General features: G+C 66.6%; 23 protein-coding genes, 2 tRNA genes and 2 pseudogenes. 12 read left to right on the top strand and 15 right to left on the bottom strand.

What is annotated here, in order from left to right; all coding sequences use genetic code 11:
- Positions 1-357: 357 nt before the first annotated feature.
- Positions 358-433 (bottom strand) — tRNA-Thr (locus BLV97_RS14180).
- Between the two features lie 238 nt (positions 434-671).
- Here BLV97_RS14180 and BLV97_RS14185 point away from each other — a divergent pair.
- The 3 genes from BLV97_RS14185 (at position 672) to BLV97_RS14195 (ending at position 3455) form a co-directional block, all read left to right on the top strand.
- Positions 672-1547, top strand: a complete 876-nt coding sequence (locus tag BLV97_RS14185) for a hypothetical protein (protein ID WP_035837586.1) — start codon at positions 672-674, stop codon at positions 1545-1547.
- Between the two features lie 764 nt (positions 1548-2311).
- Positions 2312-2386, top strand: a tRNA-Gly gene (locus BLV97_RS14190).
- A gap of 112 nt (positions 2387-2498) precedes the next feature.
- The gene (locus BLV97_RS14195; protein WP_035837587.1) at positions 2499-3455 is read left to right on the top strand and encodes an acetamidase/formamidase family protein; all 957 of its coding nucleotides are present in this window, start codon (positions 2499-2501) and stop codon (positions 3453-3455) included.
- Positions 3456-3722: 267 nt separating this feature from the next.
- Here BLV97_RS14195 and BLV97_RS14200 read toward each other — a convergent pair whose 3' ends face one another.
- Positions 3723-4385: a GntR family transcriptional regulator gene (locus BLV97_RS14200; protein WP_051645797.1), complete on the bottom strand. Its 663-nt coding sequence runs from the start codon at positions 4383-4385 to the stop codon at positions 3723-3725.
- Positions 4386-4485: 100 nt separating this feature from the next.
- On the opposite strand from BLV97_RS14200, the gene BLV97_RS14205 reads away from it, so the two are divergent.
- Together BLV97_RS14205 and BLV97_RS21995 are read left to right on the top strand one after the other, a co-directional pair.
- Positions 4486-4839: a RidA family protein gene (locus BLV97_RS14205; protein ID WP_035837589.1), complete on the top strand. Its 354-nt coding sequence runs from the start codon at positions 4486-4488 to the stop codon at positions 4837-4839.
- Positions 4737-5114: pseudogene (locus tag BLV97_RS21995) on the top strand (aspartate racemase/maleate isomerase family protein); the annotation flags it as partial. The gene BLV97_RS14205 and the pseudogene BLV97_RS21995, both read left to right, overlap by 103 nt.
- A gap of 10 nt (positions 5115-5124) precedes the next feature.
- Here the strand turns inward: BLV97_RS21995 and BLV97_RS14210 are convergent.
- From BLV97_RS14210 to BLV97_RS14220, 3 genes are all read right to left on the bottom strand, one after another.
- Complete coding sequence (locus tag BLV97_RS14210) at positions 5125-8517, bottom strand: error-prone DNA polymerase (protein ID WP_092164117.1); 3393 nt, start codon at positions 8515-8517, stop codon at positions 5125-5127.
- Positions 8518-8811: 294 nt separating this feature from the next.
- Complete coding sequence (locus BLV97_RS14215; RefSeq protein WP_092164118.1) at positions 8812-10308, bottom strand: Y-family DNA polymerase; 1497 nt, start codon at positions 10306-10308, stop codon at positions 8812-8814.
- Positions 10250-10825, bottom strand: a complete 576-nt coding sequence (locus tag BLV97_RS14220; RefSeq protein WP_035837602.1) for an ImuA family protein — start codon at positions 10823-10825, stop codon at positions 10250-10252. The genes BLV97_RS14215 and BLV97_RS14220 overlap by 59 nt, the downstream gene beginning before the upstream one ends.
- Positions 10826-11072: 247 nt before the next feature.
- Here BLV97_RS14220 and BLV97_RS14225 point away from each other — a divergent pair, with 247 nt between their 5' ends.
- The gene (locus tag BLV97_RS14225; protein ID WP_035837604.1) at positions 11073-11501 is read left to right on the top strand and encodes a VOC family protein; all 429 of its coding nucleotides are present in this window, start codon (positions 11073-11075) and stop codon (positions 11499-11501) included.
- A gap of 73 nt (positions 11502-11574) precedes the next feature.
- Complete coding sequence (locus BLV97_RS14230; protein WP_035837606.1) at positions 11575-12231, top strand: SDR family NAD(P)-dependent oxidoreductase; 657 nt, start codon at positions 11575-11577, stop codon at positions 12229-12231.
- A gap of 224 nt (positions 12232-12455) precedes the next feature.
- Here the strand turns inward: BLV97_RS14230 and BLV97_RS14235 are convergent, their stop codons facing one another.
- The 3 genes from BLV97_RS14235 to aptA all read right to left on the bottom strand — a co-directional run bounded on the left by BLV97_RS14235 (position 12456) and on the right by aptA (position 15281).
- On the bottom strand, positions 12456-12947 hold the full coding sequence (locus tag BLV97_RS14235) for a dihydrofolate reductase (protein ID WP_035837608.1): 492 nt from the start codon (positions 12945-12947) through the stop codon (positions 12456-12458).
- Between the two features lie 2 nt (positions 12948-12949).
- Complete coding sequence (locus BLV97_RS14240) at positions 12950-13780, bottom strand: thymidylate synthase (RefSeq protein WP_035837610.1); 831 nt, start codon at positions 13778-13780, stop codon at positions 12950-12952.
- Between the two features lie 172 nt (positions 13781-13952).
- The gene (gene aptA / locus BLV97_RS14245; RefSeq protein WP_092164119.1) at positions 13953-15281 is read right to left on the bottom strand and encodes an omega-aminotransferase AptA; all 1329 of its coding nucleotides are present in this window, start codon (positions 15279-15281) and stop codon (positions 13953-13955) included.
- Positions 15282-15515: 234 nt separating this feature from the next.
- Between aptA and BLV97_RS14250 the strand changes: the two genes are divergently transcribed.
- Together BLV97_RS14250 and BLV97_RS14255 are read left to right on the top strand one after the other, a co-directional pair.
- A complete protein-coding gene (locus BLV97_RS14250; protein ID WP_051645798.1) occupies positions 15516-16178 on the top strand; it encodes a TetR family transcriptional regulator C-terminal domain-containing protein in 663 nt (220 codons plus the stop codon).
- A gap of 66 nt (positions 16179-16244) precedes the next feature.
- The gene (locus BLV97_RS14255; protein WP_035837633.1) at positions 16245-16853 is read left to right on the top strand and encodes a hypothetical protein; all 609 of its coding nucleotides are present in this window, start codon (positions 16245-16247) and stop codon (positions 16851-16853) included.
- Positions 16854-16906: 53 nt separating this feature from the next.
- Here BLV97_RS14255 and preA read toward each other — a convergent pair whose 3' ends face one another.
- Positions 16907-18205 (bottom strand): NAD-dependent dihydropyrimidine dehydrogenase subunit PreA, encoded by a 1299-nt coding sequence (preA, locus tag BLV97_RS14260; protein WP_035837635.1) that lies wholly within the window; start codon positions 18203-18205, stop codon positions 16907-16909.
- 10 nt (positions 18206-18215) lie between these two features.
- Positions 18216-19550 carry an NAD(P)-dependent oxidoreductase gene (locus tag BLV97_RS14265; protein WP_092164120.1) on the bottom strand — a complete coding sequence of 445 codons (1335 nt, stop codon included), beginning with the start codon at positions 19548-19550 and terminating at the stop codon, positions 18216-18218.
- 265 nt (positions 19551-19815) lie between these two features.
- Between BLV97_RS14265 and accB the strand changes: the two genes are divergently transcribed.
- Both accB and accC read left to right on the top strand, forming a co-directional pair.
- Entirely contained in the window at positions 19816-20298 is a 483-nt protein-coding gene (accB, locus tag BLV97_RS14270) for an acetyl-CoA carboxylase biotin carboxyl carrier protein (protein ID WP_035837637.1), read from the top strand.
- A 9-nt stretch (positions 20299-20307) separates the two neighbouring features.
- Positions 20308-21663 carry an acetyl-CoA carboxylase biotin carboxylase subunit gene (accC, locus tag BLV97_RS14275; RefSeq protein WP_092164121.1) on the top strand — a complete coding sequence of 452 codons (1356 nt, stop codon included), beginning with the start codon at positions 20308-20310 and terminating at the stop codon, positions 21661-21663.
- 248 nt (positions 21664-21911) lie between these two features.
- On the opposite strand, the gene BLV97_RS14280 is transcribed toward accC, so the two are convergent.
- Positions 21912-22616: a class I SAM-dependent methyltransferase gene (locus tag BLV97_RS14280; protein WP_035837641.1), complete on the bottom strand. Its 705-nt coding sequence runs from the start codon at positions 22614-22616 to the stop codon at positions 21912-21914.
- 108 nt (positions 22617-22724) lie between these two features.
- Between BLV97_RS14280 and aat the strand changes: the two genes are divergently transcribed.
- Positions 22725-23363 (top strand): leucyl/phenylalanyl-tRNA--protein transferase, encoded by a 639-nt coding sequence (gene aat, locus BLV97_RS14285; protein WP_035837643.1) that lies wholly within the window; start codon positions 22725-22727, stop codon positions 23361-23363.
- Here the strand turns inward: aat and BLV97_RS21615 are convergent.
- From BLV97_RS21615 to BLV97_RS14305, 4 genes and pseudogenes are all read right to left on the bottom strand, one after another.
- The gene (locus tag BLV97_RS21615; RefSeq protein WP_244521033.1) at positions 23327-24118 is read right to left on the bottom strand and encodes a DUF2155 domain-containing protein; all 792 of its coding nucleotides are present in this window, start codon (positions 24116-24118) and stop codon (positions 23327-23329) included. The two genes, aat and BLV97_RS21615, sit on opposite strands and share 37 nt — an antisense overlap.
- Positions 24115-24615 carry an outer membrane lipid asymmetry maintenance protein MlaD gene (mlaD, locus tag BLV97_RS14295; protein ID WP_035837645.1) on the bottom strand — a complete coding sequence of 167 codons (501 nt, stop codon included), beginning with the start codon at positions 24613-24615 and terminating at the stop codon, positions 24115-24117. The genes BLV97_RS21615 and mlaD overlap by 4 nt, the downstream gene beginning before the upstream one ends.
- A gap of 4 nt (positions 24616-24619) precedes the next feature.
- Complete coding sequence (locus BLV97_RS14300) at positions 24620-24994, bottom strand: NADH:ubiquinone oxidoreductase subunit NDUFA12 (protein WP_092164122.1); 375 nt, start codon at positions 24992-24994, stop codon at positions 24620-24622.
- A gap of 393 nt (positions 24995-25387) precedes the next feature.
- Positions 25388-25813, bottom strand: a pseudogene (locus BLV97_RS14305) (VOC family protein).
- Positions 25814-25973: the final 160 nt, after the last annotated feature.

Consider the following 25973-nt stretch of genomic DNA (forward strand, 5'->3'; position numbering starts at 1 on the left):
TGCGTTTCGACATCTCTGATCTCCTTCTCGTCGAAGATCAGCAGACTGCAAATCGTAGCTTATGTCAGTGTCCGAATTTCGGGGGGTAGCTCACACCTCAGGACCGGCTCGGAATTCGGTTCCTAGAGGCAACCGTCAACGAGGGCGGAGGGCTTCTGCAAACTGGAGAAGCTATCAAATCCGCAACCGCCCGCAACGAGATAGGGCACGCATTTCTTAGTATGCCTGCAAGTGACGGAGGCGGGCCAAGCCGTTGTCTGCTGCCTCAGGTGGCAGCGTTCCAAAACCTGCTGCTTACACTATGCTTACACGAGCATCGACGCAAACAGGCAAAATCCGGTAAGCAATTGATATTATTGGTGCCGGCAGAGGGACTTGAACCCCCGACCCCGAGATTACAAATCACGTGCTCTACCAGCTGAGCTATACCGGCACAGAGAGGGATCGGTTTCGCGATCCCGCTCTCTGGTCGCAGGGGTACTTGGGCTGGAGGCCCGGCGCAAGAGGATTGGAGCACGGCCCGCGCCCGGAGGAGCGCGGCACCGCGCCACACACGGGCGGGCCACCCGCCCCCGCCGGCGCGAGCGGGCGAGTTCGTGGAAAGCGGTTCAACTGAACGAAAAATCCTCTATGATCGGGCAAAAGCCGACCGGCCCGGAAATATATCATCCATGAAGATCATCTATCACCTCGGCCTGCACTGCACCGATGACGACAAGCTCGTGGCCTGCCTGCGCCGCAACGCCGCCACGTTGAGCCGCGAAGGCATCGAGGCCCCCGACCCCGACCGCTACCGCGCATTGCTGCGCGAGACGATGAACGGCGCCCGCGGCCAGGGCGTTTCTCATGATACGCAGGAACGTCTGCTGGATGCCGTGATGGAGGCCGACACGGCCGAGAGGCTGGTGTTTTCCAACCAGAATTTCCTGTGCAGGCGACAGCGCGTGCTGGGAGAGGGCGTATTGTATCCGATGGCCGAGAAGAAGGCACGCTGGATGGTCGGCCTGTTCCCCGATCACCACGTCGAATTCCACCTGGCGATCCGCAACCCCGCGACCTTCCTTCCGGCCCTGTTCGAGCAGGAAAAGGATCTGAGCTACGATCAATTCATCGACGGCATCACCCCGCACAAACTGCGCTGGTCCGAGATGATCGCCCGGATCCGGCGCGCCCTGCCCAAGGTGCCGCTGACGGTCTGGTGCGACGAGGACACGCCGCTGATCTGGCCCGACGTTCTGCGCGCGGTCGCCGGCCATATGCCCGAAACCATGCTGGACGGCACGCTCGATATCCTGAGCCCGATCATGTCGAAAGAGGGCATGACCCGGCTGACTGACTACCTGCACAGCCACGCGCCTCAGACATCCAGCCAGCAGCGCCGCGTCGTGGCCGCGTTTCTGGACAAATATGCGCTCGACGATCAGATCGAGGTGGAACTCGATCTGCCCGGCTGGGACGAGGAATATACCGAGACCCTGACCCAGATCTACGACCACGACGTGGTGCGCATCGCGGAAATGAAGGGGGTGACCTTCCTGACCCCCTAGCGGTTTGACCCCAGGGTTTGATGAGGCGCGGCGATCGTTGGGCCGGATGGCAGCACCATGAGGCAGCTTCGTCCCGAGAGCGATGTTTCGCGTATATAGGTATCACCCGATGCGGCCGGCGCCCCCTTGGCGGCGCATCGGCGGCGGATACATCTGTATTGGGGACGACCGGGCCGATCTGATCGCGTACATCGCAGGCTTGGACGGCCCGTCTTCATGGGCGGCCATTCGAGAGGCGGAGCCATGTTTCTGATACGCGGTTGGATGCGGCGCTATCATGACCGACGAGATCCGCGCGCAGGTGACCGATGCGGCCACCACCACGACCGGATCGCAAGGCTATCCGGCATGCAACGCGGGCCTGCTCTTCGGGATTGCCGACACGGCAAGCGCGGGCGACGGGCGCGTTGATCGGCGCCGGGCTGGGCGCGGCGTCATGCGATGCGGGCGTGAATTCGTCCCTCGGAGCCGGCGGCGGGGCCGCAGCTTGCGCGCTTATCCCCATTCTGCAGGCCTTCACGCAGGCTCATCATTTCAACCGCCACCAGTTGCCCACACAGTCCGGCGCTTCCGGCACCGCGCCGAGGCCGGGCCAGCAGCGAAAGGCCCCGCAGGCCAAAGTGGATCCAGTTCTCCGACAAATGGGGCAACGTGCGCCCCGCCGTCGCGAGGCGATGGTGCAGGGACGCGACCACCCGGACGGGAAGGCAAAGAAAACCCCTTGCGGCCCGCCGCGCGGCCCGTTATCAGATGCGCCACGGAGCGCGGGCGTAGCTCAGGGGTAGAGCATAACCTTGCCAAGGTTAGGGTCGTGAGTTCGAATCTCATCGCCCGCTCCAAATCTTCACGACAGGCGTGGCTTGATACCGGGCGCGGGCGCGGCACCTGTTTGCGGCGTGTCGCGGACTGCGCCATGATGCCGCGATCCTTGTTGCGCAGAAAGCCCGCCCCATGACCGATCATCACCTTGCCGCGACCCCTGACACCGTTCACTGGGGCCGCTTCTGGTCCGAGTTGCCCCCGGTGCTTCGGGTCGCCCCCGGCGATAGGGTCACCATTCAGACGTTTTCAGGCCGACCCGCCGTGCTGCCGACCGAAGGGTCCGGGATGCATGTCGACCCCGCCCACCGCGAGATCCTAGAGGCGGGCCTGCCGGGCCAGGCGCATCTGCTGACCGGCCCGGTGGCGATCGACGGCGCACAGCCCGGCGACGTGCTGAAGATCACCATCGAGAAGATCGAACTGGGTGCCGACTGGGGCTACAACCTGGTGCGCCCCACCGCCGGCACCCTGCCCGGGGAATTCCCAGCCTCGGCCGAGGCGCTTAGCCTGATCGCGATCGACCGCGCCGCGCGTATCTGCCGCCTGCCCTGGGGTACCACCTTGCCGCTTGCCCCGTTCTTCGGGGTGATGGGCGTGGCCCCGCCGCCGGAATGGGGCGAAATCACCTCGATCCAGCCGCGGCTGCATGGCGGCAACCTCGACCTCAAGCTGCTGACCGAGGGCGCCACGCTCTACCTGCCGGTTCACGCCGAGGGCGCGCTGTTCTCGTGTGGCGACGGACACGGCTGCCAGGGCGATGGCGAGGTCTGCATCACCGCGCTGGAAACCGCGCTGACCGGCACCTTCCGCTTCGATCTGCTGAAGGCCGGTGAACACGCGATCAACCTGCCGCGCGCCGAAACCGAGGAGGATCTGATCTCGATGGGCTTCCACGCCAGTCTCGACGTGGCATTGCAGATCGCCCTGCGCCAGATGATCGCGCAGATCCGCGAACGCACGGCCCTGACCGAAACCGAGGCCTATCAACTATGTTCGCTGGCTGCGGATTTCGCCATCACTCAGTCGGTGAACCAGGAAAAGGGCGTCCACGGCCGGCTCAGGAAAACAATTCTGCTGCCCGGCTAGAGGCATCGCCTTCGGCACGTCGGTCGAATGGAATCGCCTCGGATCGCGATGACAGAGGATCGTTCCGCCATCCGCGGTTGCACCGGAAACGGCGGTCGCGCCCCAGATGGCCACGTTCGGGCGCGGGGGCGAGGCGCCGCCCGTGCTGGTGCCTCCGGCCCGTCGGCTGGCGCGATGCGGCCGGCAGGATCCTCCGGCACCCCGTCGCCCGCGAACGCCGCGACGCGTTTTCCCGGCCCGCATGGGGAGCCGACTTGATCGGACCGTTCAGGCGCGATCCGGGGTACCGAACTTCATTCCCGCCGCCGCGATCGCCTTTTCGGCACCATTGAGGATGTGACGCTCCAGCATCGCGCTGCCGCCGGCGGCATCGCGCGAAACCAGCGCCGAAAGGATCTGGCCATGCTCGGCAAGCATTTGGTCGCGGCGCCGGATGTCCGGAAGTTCGAGGCTGCGGAAGGCAAGGATCTTTTCGTCGATCTCCCGCAGCTCTTGCAGCAGGACCCGGTTGCCACATAGCGCGGCCATGCCCGAATGGAATCGGCTGTCGTAGATGTCCAGCGTTTCGAAACCCGCCACCACATCCTTGCCCCCCCACCGGGCATGGAAGGCGGCCAGATCGCCCTCGGGCGTCGCCGCGCAGGCGCAGCGGAAGGCCCAGACCTCCAGCGCGGCGCGGACCGCGTAGATCTGGGCGATTTGATCGGTGTCGACCTTGCGACAGTAGAAGCCGCGGTTGGGCACGAAAGTCACGAAACCCTCGGTGCTCAGCCGGTTCAACGCCTCGCGCACCGGTGTCCGGCTGACCCCGAACTCGGCGGCCAAAACCCCTTCCTTCACCTTCTCGCCGGGGGCGAAGCCGAACTCTATCGCCCGCCGCTTCAGGCGCGCGTAAACGCGTTCGACCACATCCGCCTTGCGCACTGCCATCCGCGACCCTCCAATGCCGCCCGCGCCGAAAGTGTATGCACTTATTACGGCATAGATGCTATGGAAAGCTTATCTGAGTCTTTGACATGGGAAGAATATCATGACGATCGAACGCCTGCACACCAATGACCGCATGAGCCAGGTCGTGATCCACAATGACACCGTCTATCTTGCGGGCCAGGTGGCGCTGAAGGCGCCGGGCGCCAGCGTGACAGACCAGACCAAGGCCATTCTCGACCAGATCGACGGCCTGCTGGCCGAGGCCGGCACCGACAAGTCCAAGGCGCTGACGGCGACGATCTGGCTGAACAGCATGGACGATTTCGCCGAGATGAATGCGGTCTGGGACGAATGGTCCAAGGGCGGCGCCGCGCCCTGCCGGGCGGCTGTGGAATCGCCGCGCCTCGCCGCGCCGGAATTCACCGTCGAGATCGGGCTGATCGCGGCGCGCTGACGCGGGTCGGCTTCAAGGTGCCTGTCTTGGGCAGTTTCAACAAGCCGCCCCGCCCCACGGTTGCGGCGATCGGCACCGCAAGCCTGAAGGCCACGATCGCCCGGATCCAGGCCGCAACCAAGGTGGATGCGGTCTTCATATCGTGTACGTCGGTGCGGATCGCCAGCGATCGGGCCGCGATTAAAGCCGCGCAGGACCTGCCGGTGACCTCATTGAGCCACGCGCTGGCCTGGCACTGCCTGCGCCTGACCGGGCCGGCTGTTCGCGCTGTAGCCTGCGCCCGGCTCAATGGAAATCCCGGCTGGGGAACAGCCGCTTGGCCTGTTCGCGCGGATGGCGGGCCCCGGGGCCGTTGCGCGGGGGGCGGGGCGCGTCGTCGGCCTGGGGGCGGGTCTGGCCGACCGCGCCCTCCAGCGGATGACCCAGATCGGAAAGCCGGTGCGAAAGATCCTCGACATGGTCGGCGATCAGATGGACGACGATCCCCTCGCGCTCCAGCCGCCCGGTGACGCGCAACAGCCGCCCGCCCATTACCGCGCGGCGAAAGCGCTCATAGGTCTTCGGCCAGACGACGATATTGGACACCCCGGTTTCGTCCTCGAGCGTCAGGAAGATCACCCCCGAGGCGGTGCCCGGCCGCTGCCGCGTGATCACCAGCCCGCAGACCGCGGTGCGCACCAGCGGCGCGGTGACCAGCTGGTCATGCGCCGTCAGCCCCGGGATCGCCGGGCGCAGAAGTTCCACCGGGTGGGCGCGCAAGCTCAGGCGCAGCGCAACATAATCCTCGACCACCTCCTCTCCCAGATGCATCTGCGGCAGCGCCACCTCGGGTTCGGCCACGCGCTCGCCGTCGATCGGATCCGCGAACAGCGGCAGCGGCGTCTGCCCCCGGATCGCCCGCACCTGCCACAGCGCATCGCGCCGGGTCAGGCCCATGCCGGCGAAGGCATCGGCCTCGGCCAGACGCTCCAGCACCGGCGGCTGGATCCCGGCGCGCAGCCACAGCGCCTGCGGATCCGGATAGCCATTGCCCCGCGCGCCCACGATCCAGCCCGCGTCCTCCTCGCGGAAGCCCTTGATCTGGCGAAAGCCCAGCCGCAGCGCCAGCCGCCCGTCGGCGCGCCGTTCCAGCCGGTTGTCCCAGGTGCTGTGGTTGACGCAGACCGGGCGCACCTCGGCCCCGTGGTCGCGCAGGTCGCGCACGATCTGGGCCGGCGCGTAAAAGCCCATCGGCTGCGAATTCAGCAGCGCGCAGGCGAAGACCGCCGGATGGTGGCATTTCAGCCAGGACGAGACATAGGTGAGCATCGCGAAAGCCGCCGCATGGCTTTCGGGAAAGCCGTAATCGGCGAAGCCCTCGATCTGGCCGAAACAGGCCTCGGCCACCTCGCGGGCATAGCCGTTGGCCATCATCCCGGCGATGAAACGGTCGCGGTGCTCGCCGATCGTGCCCATCCGCCGAAACGAGGCCAGCGAACGGCGCAGGCGGTCGGCCTCTTCCGCCGTATAGCCCGCGCCGACCACCGCGATCCGCATCGCCTGTTCCTGGAACAGCGGCACGCCCAGGGTCTTGCGGGTGACCTCTTCCAGCGCCGGGCCGAAGGGTTCGGGCGCCTCCAGCCCCTGGCGGCGGCGAATATAGGGCTTTACCATGCCGCCCTGGATCGGGCCGGGGCGCACGATTGCCACCTCGATCACCAGATCGTAGAAGGTCGCGGGCTTCATCCGCGGCAGAAAGTTCATCTGCGCCCGGCTTTCGACCTGGAACACCCCCACCGCATCGGCGCGCTGCAGCATGGCATAGGTCGCGCGATCCTCCTGCGGCACGGTTTCCAGCCGGTGATGGAGGTTCTCGTGATCGGCCAGCAGTTCGAAGGCCTTGCGCAGGCAGGTCAGCATCCCCAGGCTGAGGATATCGACCTTGAGGGTGCCCAGCGTGTCGATATCGTCCTTGTCCCATTCGATGACCGTGCGCCCCTCCATCGCCGCATTCTCGATCGGGCACAGCTCATCCAGCCGCCCCCGGGTGATCACGAAGCCGCCGACATGCTGGGAAAGGTGCCGGGGAAAGCCGATGATCTCGCCGATCAGGCGGATGGTCTGGGCAAGGCGCCGGTCCTCGGGGTTCAGCCCCATCTCGCGCACCAGCGCAGGGTCGGCGCCCTTGCCCGAAATGCCCCAGATCTGGCCCGAAAGGCCGGTGGTCATATCCTGCGACAGACCCATCACCTTACCCACCTCGCGGATCGCGGCGCGGGTGCGGAAATGGATCACCGTGGCACAAAGGCCGGCGCGGTGGCGGCCGTATTTCTCATAGATCCACTGGATCACCTCCTCGCGCCGCTCATGTTCGAAATCGACGTCGATATCGGGCGGCTCGCCCCGGTGGCGCGAGATGAAGCGCTCGAACACCATACCGATCATGTCGGGTGAAACATCCGTGATCCCAAGCAGATAGCACAGGATCGAATTGGCGGCAGAGCCGCGCCCCTGGCACAGGATCCCGCGCCGGCGGGCCTCGGCCACGATGTCGTGGACGGTCAGGAAATAGGCGGCATAGCCCAGCTCCCCCACCAAGGCCAGTTCCTTCGCCATCAAGCCCCGCACCTTTTCGCCGTCCCCCTGCGGGTAGCGCCGCGCAAGGCCCTCGCGCGCCAGCCGTTCCAGCCGATCCTGGGGCGCCTCGTTCCCGGCTGTCTCGTCGGGATATTCGTAGCTGAGTTCACCCAGCTCGAAGCTGCATCGCGCCGCGATCTCGGCGCTGCGGCGGATCGCGCCGGGGTGGTGGCGGTAGAGCCGCGCCATCTCGGCCGCGCCCTTCAGGCGGCGTTCGGCATTGGGCAGGGCGCGGGTGCCGATCGCGTCGATGGTGATCCCTTCGCGCAGGCAGGTCAGCACATCGGCCAGCTGGCGCCGGGCGGCGCGGTGCATCAGTACGTCGCCCACCGCCACCATTGGCGTGTTGCAGCGCAGCGCCAGCGCCGCGCAGGCCGAGAACCACGCCTGATCCGACCCGTCATAGCGCGGCGCGGCGCCCAGAAAGACATGGCCGGGAAAGCGGCGCTGAAGCCGTTGGACCGGGGCCGCGGCGCGGGTCAGGTCGGCGGGCGGCAAAGCGATCAGGATCAGGCCGCGGGCGCCTGCCTCCAGATCCGTCAGATCGAGGTGGCATTCCGCCTTGCCCGCCCGGCGCTTGCCCAGGGTCAGCAGCCGGGAAAGACGGTGATAGGCGGCGCGGTCGGTGGGCAGAGCCAGCCATTCGACGGGGCTGTCGCGCAGCACGAGGCGCGCGCCCACGATCAGCCTGGGCAGGCGGCGCGCGGCGGGACGCGGCAGGTCGGTGGGTGTACCCACCTCCTGGCGCGAACAGGGATCGACGCGGTGGGTCGAGCGGATGCGCAACGCCTCCTGCGCCGTGCCCTCGGCCTCGTCGCGCAGGATCTTCAGCGCGCGATAGGCCCGCACCACCCCGGCCAGCGAATTGCGGTCGGTGATCGCGAAGGCAGCAAGGCCAAGTTCGGCGGCCCTGACCGCCAGTTCCTCGGGATGCGAGGCGCCGGTGAGGAAGGTGAAATTCGAGGTGATGCAAAGTTCGGCATAGGCGAGGGTATCGTCCCCGGACGGGGAAGCCGCCGCCGCCCGCCGCAGTTCGGCGGCCCAGGGGGATGCCGAGGTCATGACGCTAGCCCCCCTGGGCGCCCGGCGCGCGGCACCGGAGAACGGGAAGGGAAAGAGCCTTGGCGACCAGACACGCCTCAACCACAAAATAGAATGGGCTAAGCCCTCTTGCGCCCGGTTCGCGCCGCAGGCGCAGGGCGAGCACCTGCCCGCCCCGGCGGGCTGGCGCTATGCAGTTCTCGATCATGCGGAGGCTCAGGGAAATGCTGCGCCATAAACGGCGACATGCCAGCGTCGAGGACGCCATCCCACGGGCAGACGCTCGCCCTGCTCGGACCGCTGAAGTTGCCCCCCTCATGCGAATTCCCCCTGCACGAACCAGCCGGGCACCTGCGGCGTGTGGAACAGCCACAGCCGCCGGCCCTGATGGGTCTCGACCCGCCAGTAATCGCGCAGGCCCCGCGCCCAGGCCTCGTCGTCGAGCCACCATTCGGGGGCGATGCGCTCGGGCCCCGTCGCGCGCGCCGTGCTCAGGGACAGGCGCCGCCACTGGAACCGCGTGGGGGGCCGCCTGCCCTGCCCGCCCCCCTGCCCCGCGATCGGCTCGGGCGCGAACAGGCGCAGCGGGCGCGGGCGCGGCGGGGCCCAGGCGCCCTGGGGCCGCGACCAGGCGGCGGGGGCGATCAGGAAGCCACGTTCCGGGATATGGCTGTCGGCGGGCAGGAAGCGGTGGATGTTCTCCAATCCGATCCGGGTGCCGATCCGGGTGATCAGATCATCAAGCCTGCCCCCGTCCTGCCGCCCGCCCGCACGGGTGGCAAGCTGACGGGCGGGCAAGGGTTCCACCTGCGTCGCCTCCAGCCGCAGCTGGTCGATGCCGAAACCCGCATCCGCCGCCTCTACCCCGCGCCGAAAGAGCGGCAGGATGCGGGCGGCATCGCGCAGCGGCGCGGCCAGGCGCAATTCCACCTGCTGGCTGCCGCGGTCGACCCGACGCAGCGTCAGACACAGCCGCCGCGCCCCCGCCTCGCGCGCCGCCAGCTTGGCGCAAAGCGCCTCAAGCAGCCGCGCGGTGCCGGCCATCACGTCCTCGACCCGGCCGATCGGTTCGGGCAGGCTGAGGCGGATGCCGTAATGGGGCGGCGCGGGCAAGGGCGTGACGGATTCGCCCTGCCGCCCCATCGCCTGGTCGAGCCGTGCCATCACCCCGGCCCCGAAACGCCGCGCCAGCGGGCCGCGCGCCGCCGCCTCCAGCTCGCCGATCCGGCGCAGGCCCAGGCGTTGCAGGGCGGTCACCGTATCGGGATCAAGCCGCAGCGCCGCCACCGGCAGCCCCGCCAGCGCCGGCCCCGGATCGCCCGGCGCCGCGATGCCGCCACCGGCATGGGCCAGCGCCCAGGCCGCGCCGCGGGTATCGGCCAGGCCCAGCCCGACCGCGAATCCCGCCCGCTCCATCCGCGCGCCCAGATCCGTCATCAGCGCGGCCTCTCCGCCCATCAGATGCGCAGCCCCCGTGATGTCGAGCACCAGCCCGTCCTGGCCCTCAAGCCCGACCCAGGGGCAATAGCGCCCGGCCCAGCGCGCCAGCGTGGCCAGCATCCGCGCATCGCCCCGCGGATCGGCCGGGCGGCTTTGCAATTCGGGGCAGAAGGCGCGGGCATCGGCGAAGGGCATGCCGCGATGCAGCCCTGCGGCCTCGGCCTCCGCATTCAGGCAATGGATGCGCTCGGCATTCCGCTCGCGCAGGGTCAGCGCGAAGGGTCCGGCGACAGGATGCGCACGCAGGGCCCGGTCACTCGCCAGGCGGGGAAACCACATCGAGACAATGCGCTTCTGGATCCCATCGAACATCCCAGACCCCAAGAGTTCCTGATTTGTTCTTTATAATTTCCCAGCGCATGCGAGTCGAGTCCGCGCCCTCCCCCGGATCGTATACTGGGTCATGGACGGGGGCGCATCGCCAGCGCGTCTCGGCCGCGTTCGACCCCATCCCCTCGGGGATCAGGCACAGCCCCGTGGCGCCCCCGGCCTGCGCCGCCAGTTGCAGCCGCCGCCCTTCGCGCAGGTTCAGGGCGCGGGTGATTTCGATCATCACCAGCGGCACCGCGCCATCCTTCAGCGCCTCTTCGGCGCTGGCCAGGCTGTCGGTCTGGTCGCGGCATTCGGCCACCAGCAGACGGGCGGGGTCGAAGAAGGCGGCCAGGCCCTGGGGGTTCAGCCGCTCGCCCCCCCAGCTTTCACGGATCCACAACAGCGGGCCGCGCGCCCGGGCGCAGGCGACTGCCGCGAAGGCCGTGGCCGCGGCGCCGCAGACCTCATGGACGCGGGCGGGACGCAGGGGGAAGGATTCGTGCAACGGGACGGGCATGGCATCAGCCTAGCGCGGAGAACGAAAGAAGGAAATCAGGGCAGGGAACGGCGCGGCATCCTTGCGGGTGGCATACATAGCCGGGGGGCCACCACGCCGCCAAGACTGGCGCCTTTCGCTCTCACGTCGCCGCCAAGATGTTCGGGTTCGGGCGCCGTGCGGGTCAAAACGCCGGGGACGGGGCTGACAGCGCGGTCAGGCGTGCTATCTGTGGCCCGGACCGTAAAGCGTGAAACCGGAGGACGCGATGCAAGTGAGATATCTCCATACCATGGTGCGGGTGAAGGATCTGGAGGCCTCGATGAAGTTCTATGAACTCCTGGGCCTGAAAGAGACCCGGCGGATCGAGAACGACCAGGCGCGTTTCAGCCTGATCTTCATGGCCCCTCCCGGTCAGGAGGAATGCCCGGTGGAGCTGACCTACAATTGGGACGGCGACGAGGGGCTGCCCTCGGACAGCCGGCATTTCGGCCATCTCGCCTATGCGGTCGAGAACATCTACGACATGTGCAAGCACCTGCAGGACAACGGCGTCACGATCAACCGCCCGCCGCGCGACGGCCGCATGGCCTTCGTGCGCAGCCCCGACAACATATCGGTCGAGCTGTTGCAGATGGGGGAAGCGTTGCCCCCGGCCGAACCTTGGACAAGCATGGAAAACACCGGCCACTGGTAAGGCAGCTGCCCGACATGGGCCGGTGGCCACCACCGCCGGCCCGCTTCCCGACCCAAGACCTGGCGGAGTTTCCATGACAGTTCTCATCACCGGCGCCAACCGCGGCATCGGCCGCGCCCTGTTCGACGCCTACCATTCCGCCGGCGCCGACCCGATCGGCACCTACCGCGGTACCCGCCCCGATGCGCCCGGCATCTGGCGGCAGGCGGACATGGCCGATCCGGCCTCGATCGCGGCCCTGGGGGCAGAACAGGGGCGGGCGCCGCTTGATCTGCTGATCTGCAATGCGGGGGTGAATCTCGGCAAGGGACAACGCCTGGAAGACGGCTTTTCCGCCGCCGACTGGGCCGAGACCTTCGCGGTCAACGTCACCGGGGTGTTCCTGACGATCCAGTCCCATCTGCCGGCGCTGCGTGCCGGACGCGGCAAGATCGCGATCATCTCGTCGCAGATGGCTTCCTCGACCAACGCGGCGGGCGGGCATTACATCTACCGCGCCTCGAAGGCGGCGGCGCTGAACCTGGGACGCAACCTGGCGGTCGATCTGCGGGACGAAGGTATTGCGGTCGGTATTTATCACCCGGGCTGGGTGCGCACCGACATGGGCGGTGACAGTGCCGCGATCGGCACGGAAGAGGCCGCCACGGGCCTTCTGGCGCGCTTCGAGGCGCTTTCGGTCCCCACCACCGGCTGCTTCGAAACCTGGGACGGGCGCGCCCATCCTTTCTGAGGCGAACGCGCAGGCGCGGAAACTGCGCGCGGACCCTGCCCCCGCGCCCAAGTTGGTCGCGCCGGAAGTATATCCCCGCGACGCCAGCAAACGACGGTCCGATGTTTTGCGGGGCAGGTCACCATCGCCAGCCGATCACCCTCGCAAGAGCTGGAGGCGGCACATCTGTCGTCGTCAGAGTAGCGCCGCGAAGGTTCTTTCTTTTCAAACGAGCTTGCTTGCGCTCAATCGCCGCTGTCGCGAACGCGAAGAAGCTCTCTCACCGTGCAGCGGGGCGATTCCTGCCGGATTACCGTTCGGCGGTTCTCCCTCCACATGCTTTCGTCGAATGTCGGAAACCATGTATCGGCATCCGGGACATCCACAGATACCTCTGTGATCAACAGCCGGTCCGCACGGGGAAGCAACGCCTCGTAAATGGATTGGCCGCCAATGCCATAGAGTCTTTGGTGGCCGGCGCCATGACAAAAGTCGATGGCGTCGTCGACGTTCTGGAACACATGATCCGCCACACTGCTGTCGCGGGAGATAACGCAATTCGTTCGCCTCGGAAGGGGACGCGAAGGCAAACTCTCCCATGTATTGCGGCCCATGATCACCGCCCCTCCGACCGTCTCTTTCTGAAACAATCGTAGATCTTCGGGCGAATGCCAGGGGATCTCCTTGCGCCGACCAATCGCTCCATCGCGCGCCCGCGCCACGACCAGGGTAATCATGGCTATACCGCGACCGGTGCTTTGATCGACGGATGGGGGTCATAGCCGACGAACTCGAAATCCTCGTAGCGAAAATCAAAGATCGAAGCGACTTCGCGCTTTATCTTGACGGTCGGCAGAGGCCGGGGCGCGCGCTCCAGCTGTGTTCGAACCTGGTCCATATGATTGTTGTATATATGGGCGTCCCCGATCGTGTGGACGAAATCGCCGGGCGCATACCCCGTGACATGGGCCAGCATCAACAGAAGCAAGGCATAAGACGCGATGTTGAAGGGGACGCCAAGGAACATGTCCGCCGATCGCTGATATAGCTGAAGGTGCAGTTTCTCGTTCAATATCCGAACTTGCCAAAGCGTATGGCACGGCGGCAGCGCCATCCTGGAGATGTCACCAGGGTTCCACGCGGTAACGATCAGCCGCCGACTGTCCGGCGACTTCTTTATGTTCTGTATCAACTCCGAAATCTGGTCGACTTCCCCCAAAAGAGCACCCGCTTCCGCGTCGTCGTCATTTCTCGGCTTTAGGCATGGGAAGTGCCGCCATTGGTGGCCGTACACGGGACCAAGATCCCCGTTCTCATCGGCCCATTCGTCCCAGATCGAGACGCCATTGTCGTTCAGATACCTTACGTTCGTATCGCCCGACAGAAACCAAAGAAGTTCGTGCACGATCGACCGGAGGTGCAGCTTCTTGGTGGTCACCAAAGGAAACCCGTCATCCAGCCTGTAACGGCACTGCATCCCGAAATACGAAACCGTCCCCGTCCCGGTTCGGTCAGAGGACGGGACGCCTTCGGTAAGGACCGTGCGCAAAGCGCCGAGGTACTGGTGCAAGGGAACCTCCAGTTTGTTCGGTATCGGTCACCGTCGAAATGGCAAATGCGCAGCGCGACACCACAGTCAGATGGATAGTGGAGGCTGCCCAACACTGCAACCGGCCGATGCCAAGGCCGGCGAAACCGACCCCGGGGCCTCTGGCGATGCCGTCGCGCTTGCCTTGGGCAGCCTAGTCCAGCGCTTCCAGCACCTCGCGCAGCGTGCCGACCAACTGATCGATCTGGGGCTTGTCGATGATCAGCGGCGGGCTCATCGCGATGATGTCGCCGGTGGTGCGGATCAGGATGCCCTTCTCGTAGGCCTTCAAAAAGGCCGAGAAGGCGCGCTTGGTCGGCTCGCCCGGGATCGGCTCCAGCTCGACCGCGCCGATCAGGCCCATGTTGCGGATGTCGATCACATGGCGCGTGCCTTTCAGCGCGTGCAGCGCGTCCTCCCAATAGGGGGCAAGCGCATGCGCGCGCTCAAAGAGGCCCTCTTCACGGTAGGTGTCGAGCGTGGCGATACCGGCGGCCGCGGCCACGGGGTTGCCGGAATAGGTGTAGCCGTGGAACAGCTCGATCATGTGTTCGGGGCCCTGCATGAAGGCGTCGTGCACCTCGGCCGTGGTCATGACGGCACCCATCGGGATCACGCCGTTGGTCAGGCCCTTGGCGGTGGTGATCATATCCGGCACCACGCCGAAATGCTGCGCGGCAAAGGCCGAACCCAGGCGCCCGAAGCCGGTGATCACCTCGTCGAAGATCAGAAGGATGCCATGTTTTCTGGTGATCGCGCGCAGGCGTTCCAGATAGCCCTTGGGCGGCAGCAGCACGCCGGTAGAGCCCGCCATGGGCTCGACGATCACCGCGGCGATGGTCTCGGCGCCGTGCAGCGCCACGATCCGCTCCAGCTCATCCGCCAGGTTCGCGCCATGTTCGGGCTGGCCGCGGGTGAAATCGTTCTGGCCCGGCAGGTGGGTGTGGGGCAGATGGTCGACCCCGGCCAGCAGCGTGCCGAAGGCCTTGCGGTTCGACACGATCCCGCCGACCGAAATGCCGCCGAAGTTCACCCCGTGATAGCCGCGCTCGCGCCCGATCAGACGGGTGCGCGCCCCGTCACCCTTCGCGCGATGATAGGCGATCGCCAGCTTCAGCGCGGTCTCGACGGATTCGGAACCGGAGTTGGTGTAGAACACATGCGCCATCCCCTCGGGCGCAATGTCGATCAGCCGGTTGGCAAGCTCAAACGCGATCGGATGGCCCATCTGGAAGGCGGGGGCGTAATCCAGCTCTGCCACCTGGCGCTGCACGGCCTCGGTGATCTTCGGGCGGCAATGGCCGGCGTTGCAGCACCACAGGCCCGCGGTCCCGTCCAGGATCTGGCGCCCGTCCGCGGTGGTGTAATGCATGTCCTTCGCGCCCACCAGCATCCGCGGCGCCTTCTTGAACTGCCGGTTCGAGGTGAAGGGCATCCAGAAGGCGTTCAGATCGTTCGGGGCGGGTTTGCGGTCCAGTGCCATGGGCCTCTCCATCACATGCGGGCCATCGGGGCCCGAGCCGGCTGCATTTGTCTGACCAGTCGGTCAGCTTCCACGCTAGGCACCGTCCGGCGGAAAGGTCAAGCCCGCCCAGCACGCGGCGGGCGGGCGGCGCGACGATGGCCGAGGCGTCCCCCCCCGGGGGGCCTTCGGGATTGCCTCTTTGCGATCCACGCGATCCCGGGCACACTATCGCCATTGACCTTCGGAGATTGCATGGACGGCCGAAACGATATTGCCCCGCGCCCGCGCACCCGCATCCAGCGCAAGAACAGCCGCGCGATCCTTGACGCCGCGCTCGAGGTGTTCTCGCAATACGGCTTTCGCGGCGCCACGCTGGACCAGATCGCCGAGGTGGCCGGCCTGTCAAAGCCCAATCTGCTGTATTACTTCCCGTCGAAAGAGGCGATCCATGTCACCCTGCTGGCCGGGCTTCTGGATACCTGGCTTGCCCCGCTGCGCGCCATCGACCCCGCCGGAGAGCCGGTGGAAGAGATCCTTGGCTATGTCCGCCGCAAGTTGGAACTGAGCCGCGACTACCCGCGCGAGTCGCGGCTGTTCGCGAACGAGGTCCTGCAGGGCGCGCCGCGGATCTCGGGTCTGATCCAGGGAGAACTGCGCGATCTGGTCACCGAGACCGCCGCCTTGATCCGCGGCTGGGTCGCCGCCGGTCGGCTTGCGCCGGTGGATCCGCATCACCTGATCTTCTCGATCTGGGCCACGACCCAGCATTACGCCGATTTCGATGTCCAGGTGCGTGGCATCCTGCGCCAAAGCCCGGCCCGCACACATCAGGGTGCACTCGACTTCCTGTGCCATCTTTACAGCGCCGCCCTGGCCCCCGGCGGGCCGGGCCTTGCGCCACCCTTCGATCATTAACCTGCTGGTAGGAATTATGCTTTAGCGTCTCCTTTTGGGGGTGTCTCCTTGTTGCAGGAGGTAGGAATGGTGGATTTCACGGGCCTTGGCCCAAACGCAGGCGCCCGGATCGGGCTCGATCCGGCTTCGGCGGGACGGTTGCACATATCGAACGCGGCGCCCGGCAGCGTGCCCAATGCGCTGTCCAGCGCGGTGGCGGCGGCCGGGGCGGGCGAGAAGACCCGCGCCGATACCGCCGGCCACGACAGCACGGGCGGGTCGCGCAAACCGCGTGACCGCCCCCACGCCGAAGCCGCCGCCCGTTCGGCGCCGCCCAAACAGCAATTGCGCGAGGGTATGCTGACCGGACCGCCCCCGACGTTCGAGGCATCGCTACTGGAATTGGAAACCGATCTGAAGCTGGCGCTTGCGCGGATCCAGGCCGCGGGCTACGGCGAGGCCACGCTCAAAAGCCAGCCCGACGGCGCCGCAGCAGCGGTCAGGGCCGAAGCACAGGCCAGCCGCGTTATCTCTGATCCCGCGACGGCAACACACGCCGCGACGTCCCAGGCGGCCAGGCCAACCGCGGCACCCGCCGCCGCCCCGCCGCAGTGGGCTCCTGCCGCCGAATCGCCGGACGGCGCGGCGAGGATGCCCGCCCAGAGCGCGCATTCCGACCAAGGTGACGGGAACTGACACTTCCCGTCATCGGCGCGCCCCTGGCGCCCGCAGCCGAAGGCGTTGCGCGCCTATTGCGCGGCTTGCGCGGCGGGGTTGTTGGGGTGCGTCGTCCAGTTGGCGTAATCGCCGACCTCCTGCCCGGTGCGCGGATCGACCGTACCCTTTTCCAGCTTGCGCATGGTGATGCAGCCTTCCACCGGGCATACGTCGACGCACAGGTTGCAGGCCACGCATTCCTCATCCTTGACGGTGAAGACCCGCCCCTCGCCCATCGCGATCGCCTGATGGCTGGTGTCCTCGCAGGCCGCATAGCAGCGCCCGCATTTGATGCAGGCGTCCTGATCGATCTGCGCCTTGGTGACGTAATTGAGGTTCAGATACTGCCAATCCGTGACATTGGGCACCGCCCGCCCGACCAGATCCGACAGCGCCATCTGCTTGGCGTCAAGGTAGTCGGACAGGCCCGAGATCATCTCTTGCACGATCTTGAAGCCATAGGTCATGGCGGCGGTGCAGACTTGCACATTGCCCGCGCCCAGCGCCAGGAACTCGGCCGCGTCGCGCCACGTCGTCACCCCGCCGATGCCGCTGATCGGCAGATCCGCCGTCCCTGCATGGCGCGCGATCTCGGCCACCATGTTCAGCGCGATCGGCTTCACCGCCGGGCCGCAATAGCCGCCATGCGTGCCCTTGCCGTCGATCGTGGGTTCCGGCGCGAAGCCGTCCAGATCGACCGAGGTGATAGAGTTGATCGTGTTGATCAGGCTCACCGCATCGGCGCCACCCTTCTTCGCCGCTTCGGCCGGGTAAAGGATGTTGGTAATGTTCGGCGTCAGCTTCACGATCACCGGCATCCGCGTGTTCTGCTTGCACCAGCGGGTGACCATCTCGATATATTCCGGCACCTGCCCCACGGCCGAGCCCATGCCGCGTTCGGCCATGCCATGCGGGCAGCCGAAGTTCAGCTCGATCCCGTCGGCGCCGGTTTCCTCGATCCGTGGCAGGATCGCCTTCCAGGCGTCTTCCTGGCAGGGCACCATCAGGCTGACGACCAGCGCGCGGTCGGGATAGTCGCGCTTGACCTGCTTGATCTCGCGCAGGTTCACCTCCAGCGGGCGGTCGGTGATCAGCTCGATGTTGTTGAGCCCCAGAAGGCGGCGGTCGGCGCCCCAGATCGCGCCGTAGCGCGGGCCGTTCACGTTCACCACCGGGGGGCCGTCCTCGCCCAGCGTCTTCCAGACCACGCCGCCCCAGCCGGCATCAAACGCGCGGCGGACGTTGTATTCCTTGTCGGTCGGCGGCGCCGAGGCCAGCCAGAACGGGTTCGGGGACTTGATCCCCACGAATTCGGAAGTCAGGTCAGCCATATCGTTCCCCTCAGCCCTTCAGCGCCGCGTGAATGTCCATCGCCGCGTCGCGGCCCTCGGCCACCGCGGTCACCGTCAGATCGTCGCCGCCCGCCGCGCAATCGCCCCCGGCCCAGACCCCCTTCAACGAGGTCCGCCCCGGCCCGCTGACCGCGATCTTGCGGCCCGCCAGCTTCAGCCCCTCGGGCACGCCGGCCAGCGTCTGGCCGATCGCCTTGAAGACCTGATCGGCGGCCAGGCGGAAGGTCTGATCGGTCAGGCGCAGCCCCTCGGGGCCGGTCTCGGTATAGGCGAATTCGACCTCGGCCACGGCGCCGTTGCCCAGTACCCGCAGCGGCGCCGCATGGGTGACGATCCGCACCCCGTGGCTGGTGGCATGGTCGCGCTCGTAGGCGGACGCGCCCATCTCGGCCTCGCCGCGGCGGTAGACGATGGTGACATTCTCGGCACCCAGAAGCTTCGACTGCACCGCCGCGTCCACCGCGGTCATGCCGCCGCCGATCACTACGACGTTGCGCCCCACCGGCAGCGCGGCAAGGTCCGAGGCCTGCCGCAACTCGGCTATGAACTCGACGGCGTCGCGGACGCCCGGCTTGTCCTCGCCCTCGGCGCGCAGCGCGTTCACGCCGGCCAGGCCGATCCCCAGAAAGACCGCGTCGAATTCGGCCCGCAGGGTGCCAAGATCCAGATCGCGGCCAAGCCGCGCGCCGTTCTTCACCGCGATCCCGCCGATCCGCAGCAGCCAGTCCACCTCGGCCTGGGCGAAATCGTTGACCGCCTTGTAGGCGGCGATGCCGTATTCGTTCAGCCCGCCGGCCTTCTCGCGCGCATCATAAAGCGTCACCTCATGCCCCAGCATCGCCAGCCGATGCGCCGCCGCCAGACCCGCCGGCCCCGCGCCCACCACCGCCACGCGCTTGCCCGTGGGCGCCGCGCGGGTGAAGGGCTGCACGCCCTTGGCCATCAGCGTGTCGGTCGCGAACCGCTGCAGGCGGCCGATCTCGACCGGCTTGCCTTCGGCCGCCTCGCGCACGCAGGCCTCTTCGCAAAGCGTCTCGGTCGGGCAGACCCGGGCGCACATGCCGCCCAGGATGTTTTGCGACAGGATCGTGCGCGCCGCCGCCTCGGCCGTGCCAGTCGCGATCTGGCGGATAAAGAGCGGCACGTCGATCGAGGTCGGGCAAGCCACGGTGCAGGGCGCATCATGGCAGAAATAGCAGCGATCCGCCGCTACCGCCGCCTCATGCGGATCAAGCGGCGCCACCATGTCGGCAAAGTTCTGGTCATATGCCCCGGCGGGCAGGCGGCCCTGCACCACCCCGGGGGTGCGCTGTGTATTCGGCACGAAAGCTCTCCCGTTGAACATCTGTTTTGGAAAAGGCTGCCACAGGGTAATTTTTTTATCAAACGGTAAATTTTGGATTCGATCGGCCCCGGCGCCTTCTGCGGTGTTTGCCTCGGAAAAGGGCAATCCGGATGCCGCGCGCGCCCATTTCGACGGCTTCGGGGGGCAAACTCGTGCTTTTCACCCCGGGCCGGCTAGCGTATAAGCGGCCAATCTCAGGCACAGGCCTGCATAAGACAGGCCGCAAAGACCGACCGAGGACGGCATGACCCAGCACCCCCATGACAGTGACGTGGCCTTCATCCAGGCCCTGGCAGAGCTTCTGAACGCGAACGAGCTGACCGAGTTGAGCGTCAAGCGCGAATATGGCGAGAACGACAGCCTCAATGTCCGCGTGACCAAGCAGACGACCGTGGTGACCCAGGCGGCGCCGGCACCCGCCGCAGCCCCGACCGCGGCACCCGGCGGGGGCACCTCTGCCCCGGCTGCGGTGGTCGACGACCCGGCCCAGCACCCCGGCGCGGTGACCTCGCCGATGGTCGGCACCTGCTATCTGGCGCCCGAACCGGGGGCTTCGAATTTCGTCACCACCGGCGCCAAGGTGGCCGAGGGCGACACTCTGCTGATCATCGAGGCGATGAAGACGATGAACCACATCCCCGCGCCGCGCGCCGGCACGGTGAAGCGCATCCTCGTCGAGGACGGCAGCCCGGTCGAATTCGGCGCCCCCCTCGTCATCATTGAATAGGGGCGCGCGATGTTCGAGAAGATCCTGATCGCCAACCGGGGCGAGATCGCGCTGCGCGTCATCCGGGCCTGCCGCGAGATGGGTATCCGCTCGGTCGCCGTCCATTCCACTGCCGATTCGGACGCGATGCATGTGCGTATGGCCGATGAATCGGTCTGCATCGGCCCGAACTCCTCGACCGACAGCTACCTCTCGGTGCCCGCGATCGTCTCGGCCTGCGAGATCACCGGCGCAGAGGCGATCCACCCCGGCTATGGCTTCCTTTCCGAGAACGCCAATTTCGTGCAGGTGCTGGAAGACCACAACATCACCTTCATCGGCCCGACGGCGGCGCATATCCGCATCATGGGCGACAAGATCACCGCCAAGGAAACCGCCAAGGAGCTGGGCATTCCGGTGGTGCCGGGCTCGGAGGGTGGGGTGCCCGACGTGGCCTCGGCGCTGAAGGTGGCCGAAGAGATCGGCTATCCGGTGATCATCAAGGCCACCGCCGGCGGCGGCGGCCGCGGCATGAAGGTGGCCAAGGGGCCGAAGGATCTGGAATCGGCCTTCCGCACCGCCCGCACCGAGGCCAAGGCCGCCTTCGGCAACGATGAGGTCTATATCGAGAAATACCTGCAGAAGCCGCGCCATATCGAGATCCAGGTCTTCGGCGACGGCAAGGGCCAGGCCGTACATCTGGGAGAGCGCGACTGTTCCCTGCAGCGCCGCCACCAGAAGGTGTTCGAGGAGGCCCCCGGCCCCGTGATAACGCCCGAGGAACGCGCCCGGATCGGCAAGGTCTGCGCCGATGCGGTGGCCAAGATCTCCTATGCCGGCGCCGGCACGATCGAGTTCCTCTACGAGGACGGCGAGTTCTACTTCATCGAGATGAACACCCGCCTGCAGGTCGAACATCCGGTGACCGAGGCGATCTTCGGCGTCGATCTGGTGCGTGAACAGATCCGCGTGGCCTCGGGCCTGCCGATGTCCTTCACCCAGGACGATCTGGTCATCAACGGCGCCGCGATCGAGGTCCGCATCAACGCCGAGAAAGTGCCTGATTTCGCCCCCCGCCCCGGCCGCGTGAACATGTTCCACGCCCCGGGCGGCCTGGGGGTGCGGATGGATTCGGCGCTTTACAGCGGCTATTCGATCCCGCCCTATTACGACAGCCTGATAGGCAAGCTGATCGTCCACGGCCGCGACCGCACCGAGGCGCTGGCACGTCTGAAACGCGCGCTGGGAGAGTTGATCGTCGACGGCGTGGAAACCACGGTGCCGCTGTTTCACGACCTTCTGGAAGAGCCGCAGATCCTGGCCGGCGATTACAACATCCATTGGCTGGAGAAATGGCTTGTCAGCCATTACGGTGTGAAGGGCTAGCCGGGAGCGGCGCGCAGGTCGACCAATGCGCCCCGCCCCGGTAGCCTTCGAAGACCTCGGCGCCGGCGTTTCACCCCGTCCGTTTTCGTGGCGCGGTCCCGCCGACGCCGGCGCCACGGGGTCCGGGCACCGTCGGCAACGGCGCGCCAACGGCAACGCCGATGGAGTATTTTCGCCAAGGTGAAATGCAGGAAGGGCGCCGTGCTTTCATTGTTCCCTAAATACGCAGGGCGCTAACGCCACCGCCCTTACATCGGTCGCAGCGTACAGGTGCCGCGTCGCATGTCGGTATCGCGGTAGTAATCCATCACGCCTTTGCGGCGGTCCGCGGGCACCGCCCCCCAGTCGACCCAGTCGATGCGATAGCCCAGAACCTCGGCCATCACCTCCATCGCCTTGAAGGATGGCACGCCCTTCACAGCCACCTTCTGCCCCTCGATCTGCGGCGCGGCGTTCAGCACGTTATCGGTGCGTTCCTTGACCAACTGGATCATCGGGCCGGGGCGGCGCATGAATTCGCTGTCGACGATCACCAGTTTCGGCCCCAGCTTGCGGAGTGCCTGGAACAGGCGGAAGTGGTCCATCAGATGATAGAGGATCCCATAGACCGCCACCACGTCATAGCGGGCGCCTTTGCGGGCCTCGCTGTCGATCTCGTCGTAAAGGTCGTTGCGGCGCAGTTCGACCCGGGCGCGCAGATCGGCATCGGGGAAGCTGGGAAAGATGTCGATCAGCTCCTGCCGGGCCTCGACGCCCACCACCTGCGCCGCCCCCGCGCCGGCCAGCGCATAGGACCAGCGCCCGTCGTGCGCGGCCAGGTCCAGAACCCGGGCGCCGCGGATGTCGTCCGCGAAGGGCTGCACGATCATCGCGTGGCGCGCGTTCAGCCGCGCCACCGGCTGGTTGTGGTCTCGGTAAGCCTCCATATCTGCGATGAAATCGAAAAAACCCATGTTGCCCTCGCCTCCGCTTTGCGATCCAATCTGCCCGCTCGGCGCAGGAAGGCAAAGCCCTAATTCGCGCGGGGCGTGCATGACAGGACCCGGCGAAGAGGGCGCGCGATGCGGGGACTGACCCCCGAGATGCTGTTGAATGCTTATGCGATCGGCATCTTCCCGATGGCGCAGTCGCGCGATTCGACCGAGTTGCAATGGATCGACCCGCGCCAACGCGGCATCTTTCCCATGCAGAACTTCCACATTTCACGCTCTTTGCGCCGCAAGATCCTGCGACGCCCCTTCCAGATCACGGCTGACACCGATTTTGCCGGCGTGATGGCAGGCTGCGCCGACCGGCCCGAAACCTGGATCAACCCCGAGATCGAGACGTTGACCCGGGCGCTTCACCGCGCGGGCCATGCCCATTCCCTGGAAGTCTGGGATGGCGCCGAACTGGTCGGCGGCGTCTATGGCGTCACGCTAGGGGCGGCCTTTTTCGGCGAAAGCATGTTCTCGCGCCGCCCGGACGGCTCGAAGATCGCACTCGCCTATCTGATGCATCGGCTGCGCGTCGGGGGCTTCACGCTGTTCGACACCCAGTTCCTGACCGACCACCTGGCCAGCCTCGGCGCGATCGAGATCCCCCGCGCCGCCTATCGCACCCTGCTGGCCGAGGCATTGCGGCGCCGCGCCGATTTCAACGCGCTCAGGGGGGAACCCGTGCCTCAGGATGTCGTGCAGCGCAGCAGCCAGACGTCATAGCGCGGACTGTCGAGCGGATCGAGCGCCGGGCTGGAGGCGATCATCCAACCCTGAAAGATCGGCTTCTTCACCAGGCTGTCGTGGATGATCAGATAGGCAAAGGCATTCGAGGAGGGATCCTCCACCGGATAGCGGCATTGCGTCAGCTTGATGGTCAGCCGGCCCTCGGTCTTCGACTGGCCGTCCTTCAGCGAGACATCCACCGTCTGCCCCGAGACCTTGTCAAGCCAGCGCACCACCCCGCCCGGGGCCTGGGTGACCTTCACCGTCTCCATCCGCGGGCCGGACTGGACGGTCGGGCCGGAATTGTTGGTGACATGGCCAAGACCGGTATCATCGGCCACAAACCCGCCCTGCCCGGAATATTGCGAATTGCCCGCCGATTGGCCGGTTCCCTGACCCGTTTGCTGCCCGCTTTCCTGGCCCGAACCCGCCCCGCCGTCCTGGGCGGCGCTTTGCAGCGCGTTCTCGACCGCCTGGTTGATCGCGTTCTGCTCGACCGAGGCGCCACCGGATTGCCCCGCCGCAGAAGACGGCCCCGCCGAGGGGACGGTTGCGGCCCCGGTTGCTGCGCCGGCTTCCGTCCCCACCGGTCGCGGCGCGGCGGATTGGCCCGTCGCAAGGCCCTGCAGCGATTGCGGCATCACGCCGATGCCCTGATCACCCGGTTGCGGCCCGCCGTTCTGAAAACTTTGCGCCCAAAGCGGTGCCGCACCCAGCGCGAGCGCGGCGATCAGCGCCCGGCGCATCTTCATTTCGTCGCCGCCGGCGCGCCGGCCCCCCCGCCGGAGCTATCGCTGCCGGACTTGTCTCCACCCACGAATTTCATCAGCAGCGAAATCAGGCTGACGGAGCCCTGGGTGTCGGTGATCTCGCCGCCAGGCTTGAGGTTTTCCAGCGACCCACCGGGCACGACCTCGACATAGGAGCCGCCCAGCAACCCGTCTTGCGAGATCAGGATGGCGCTGTCGGTGGGCAGTTCGATCCCCGGTTTCATGTGGATCGTGGTATCGGCGAAGAAGGTCTTGGGGTTGAGCTTGATCGAGGTGATCGTGCCCACCTTGACGCCGGCCAGCTTGACGTCGGCGCCCGGGCTGATTCCCTCGATCGAGCGGAACGCGGCATGCAGGTCATAGCCGCCGGTGCTGGTATTCGACAGGCCCGTAACCTGCCCGGCGTAGACCAGAAAGGCGATCGCCACGGCCAGCACGATTCCGCCGACCAGCACTTCGGTGGTGTTTTCGGATGCCATGGTCCTATTCCGGCCGCCAGGCCTCGTAATCGCTGCGCTGGGCCGGTTGCGGCCGGCGCAGCGATCCGGGCGGAACATAGGCCAGCGGCGTTCCGGTCAGGTTTTCCTGATGCGGCTTTTCCCAGGGCTTGCGCAGTACCGGGGTTTCGGTCGGGGGCTGGTCCCAGGTGTGATGTAGCCAGCCATGCCATTCGGGCGGGATGCGGCTGGCCTCGGCCTCGCCATTGTAGATCACCCAGCGACGCTTGCCGTCGGCGGTCTGGTAAAAGACGTTGCCCTCGCCGTCCTCGCCGACCTTCTGGCCCTTGCGCCAAGTGAAAAGCTGGGTGCCCATCGTCTGGCTGTTCCACCAGGTCACGAGCCGCTTGAGGAAGTCCATTGCCATGCCTCCGGGGACGTTTCCCCCCATATGGACCAAGCGCGCGCGGAGGTCCAGAGGAACGGCCCGCCTGCGCGGGGTTTCGCAAGGCATTCGAGGGGACGTGAGGAAGAGAGAGGGCCTGCGGCAGCCGGGGGCGCTGCCCCCGGACCCCCGGCGTGTTTGGGGAACAATGAAAGGAGCGGGTGGGAAAACAGCCGGCGTGTTGGATGCCGCGACGCAGGCGGGCGTCGGGATTGATGCATTCACGAAGCCTCCGGGAAAGGACGCTTCCGACGAAACCCTTGGAACGCCGATCTGCTGTTATCGGCCGCTCGGGATGGAGCACACTTTCTTCAGGCCAGTCCGAGTGGCGGCTGGCCGAGGAGTGTGCCGGCCACAGATCGCCGCCCCCTAGGGGTGTTGTCCGTCTCGTCCAGGGTCGTCGGTATTGCTGGATAACAGCGCGATCTTGTTGCCTTGTGGATCGCGGAGGTAACCGACGTAGAAATGGGGTCCGCAGGCTTCCCGGAAGCCCGGGCGGCCCTCGTCGCGGCCGCCAGCGGCGAGCGCGGCGGCGTGAAGGTCACGAACTTGTTGGCGGCTTTGCACGCGGAATGAGGTCATCGTACCGTTGCCCTTTGAGGCCGGTGGTCCGTCAAAGGCCGGCTTGACGTGGTAGTCGGGCGGGACGGCAAGTTGATCCGGTTTGGCTGGGCGCACATAGCTCAGGCCCTCCGGGCCTTCCTTGCATCTGTAGCCGAGGGCTTACGTGAATGCCGAGCAGAAGCGTTTCGCACGCTGAATGTCGTCGGCACCGACGGTGACGTAGCTGATCATGCTGCAGGTCTCTTGCCGAAGGCTCGTTCATTGTAACCGAGTTCTGGCTGAGGCCTCTGGATCGGCATGCCATGCGGCTCTGGATACCGACGCGGGGATCGAAGCAGATCGGCCATTCAGGACTATCTCAGCATCTGTCAATTTGGGTTCGAAACAGCCG

The organism is Allgaiera indica, from assembly GCF_900106675.1.
Taxonomy (GTDB): Bacteria; Pseudomonadota; Alphaproteobacteria; order Rhodobacterales; family Rhodobacteraceae; genus Acidimangrovimonas; species Acidimangrovimonas indica.

Excerpts from the sequence above, each read along its gene's own strand:
- BLV97_RS14210 (WP_092164117.1), bottom strand. The coding sequence starts at position 8,517 with ATGACCTCGGCATCCCCCTGGGCCGCCGAACTGCGGCGGGCGGCGGCG.
- BLV97_RS14195 (WP_035837587.1), top strand. The coding sequence starts at position 2,499 with ATGACCGATCATCACCTTGCCGCGACCCCTGACACCGTTCACTGGGGC.
- BLV97_RS14200 (WP_051645797.1), bottom strand. The coding sequence starts at position 4,385 with ATGGCAGTGCGCAAGGCGGATGTGGTCGAACGCGTTTACGCGCGCCTG.
- accC (WP_092164121.1), top strand. The coding sequence starts at position 20,308 with ATGTTCGAGAAGATCCTGATCGCCAACCGGGGCGAGATCGCGCTGCGC.
- BLV97_RS21615 (WP_244521033.1), bottom strand. The coding sequence starts at position 24,118 with ATGAAGATGCGCCGGGCGCTGATCGCCGCGCTCGCGCTGGGTGCGGCA.
- BLV97_RS14250 (WP_051645798.1), top strand. The coding sequence starts at position 15,516 with ATGGACGGCCGAAACGATATTGCCCCGCGCCCGCGCACCCGCATCCAG.
- accB (WP_035837637.1), top strand. The coding sequence starts at position 19,816 with ATGACCCAGCACCCCCATGACAGTGACGTGGCCTTCATCCAGGCCCTG.
- BLV97_RS14205 (WP_035837589.1), top strand. The coding sequence starts at position 4,486 with ATGACGATCGAACGCCTGCACACCAATGACCGCATGAGCCAGGTCGTG.
- BLV97_RS14220 (WP_035837602.1), bottom strand. The coding sequence starts at position 10,825 with ATGCCCGTCCCGTTGCACGAATCCTTCCCCCTGCGTCCCGCCCGCGTC.
- mlaD (WP_035837645.1), bottom strand. The coding sequence starts at position 24,615 with ATGGCATCCGAAAACACCACCGAAGTGCTGGTCGGCGGAATCGTGCTG.
- BLV97_RS14185 (WP_035837586.1), top strand. The coding sequence starts at position 672 with ATGAAGATCATCTATCACCTCGGCCTGCACTGCACCGATGACGACAAG.
- preA (WP_035837635.1), bottom strand. The coding sequence starts at position 18,205 with ATGGCTGACCTGACTTCCGAATTCGTGGGGATCAAGTCCCCGAACCCG.
- aptA (WP_092164119.1), bottom strand. The coding sequence starts at position 15,281 with ATGGCACTGGACCGCAAACCCGCCCCGAACGATCTGAACGCCTTCTGG.
- BLV97_RS14300 (WP_092164122.1), bottom strand. The coding sequence starts at position 24,994 with ATGGACTTCCTCAAGCGGCTCGTGACCTGGTGGAACAGCCAGACGATG.
- BLV97_RS14230 (WP_035837606.1), top strand. The coding sequence starts at position 11,575 with ATGACAGTTCTCATCACCGGCGCCAACCGCGGCATCGGCCGCGCCCTG.
- BLV97_RS14280 (WP_035837641.1), bottom strand. The coding sequence starts at position 22,616 with ATGGGTTTTTTCGATTTCATCGCAGATATGGAGGCTTACCGAGACCAC.
- aat (WP_035837643.1), top strand. The coding sequence starts at position 22,725 with ATGCGGGGACTGACCCCCGAGATGCTGTTGAATGCTTATGCGATCGGC.
- BLV97_RS14225 (WP_035837604.1), top strand. The coding sequence starts at position 11,073 with ATGCAAGTGAGATATCTCCATACCATGGTGCGGGTGAAGGATCTGGAG.
- BLV97_RS14235 (WP_035837608.1), bottom strand. The coding sequence starts at position 12,947 with ATGATTACCCTGGTCGTGGCGCGGGCGCGCGATGGAGCGATTGGTCGG.
- BLV97_RS14255 (WP_035837633.1), top strand. The coding sequence starts at position 16,245 with ATGGTGGATTTCACGGGCCTTGGCCCAAACGCAGGCGCCCGGATCGGG.
- BLV97_RS14215 (WP_092164118.1), bottom strand. The coding sequence starts at position 10,308 with ATGTTCGATGGGATCCAGAAGCGCATTGTCTCGATGTGGTTTCCCCGC.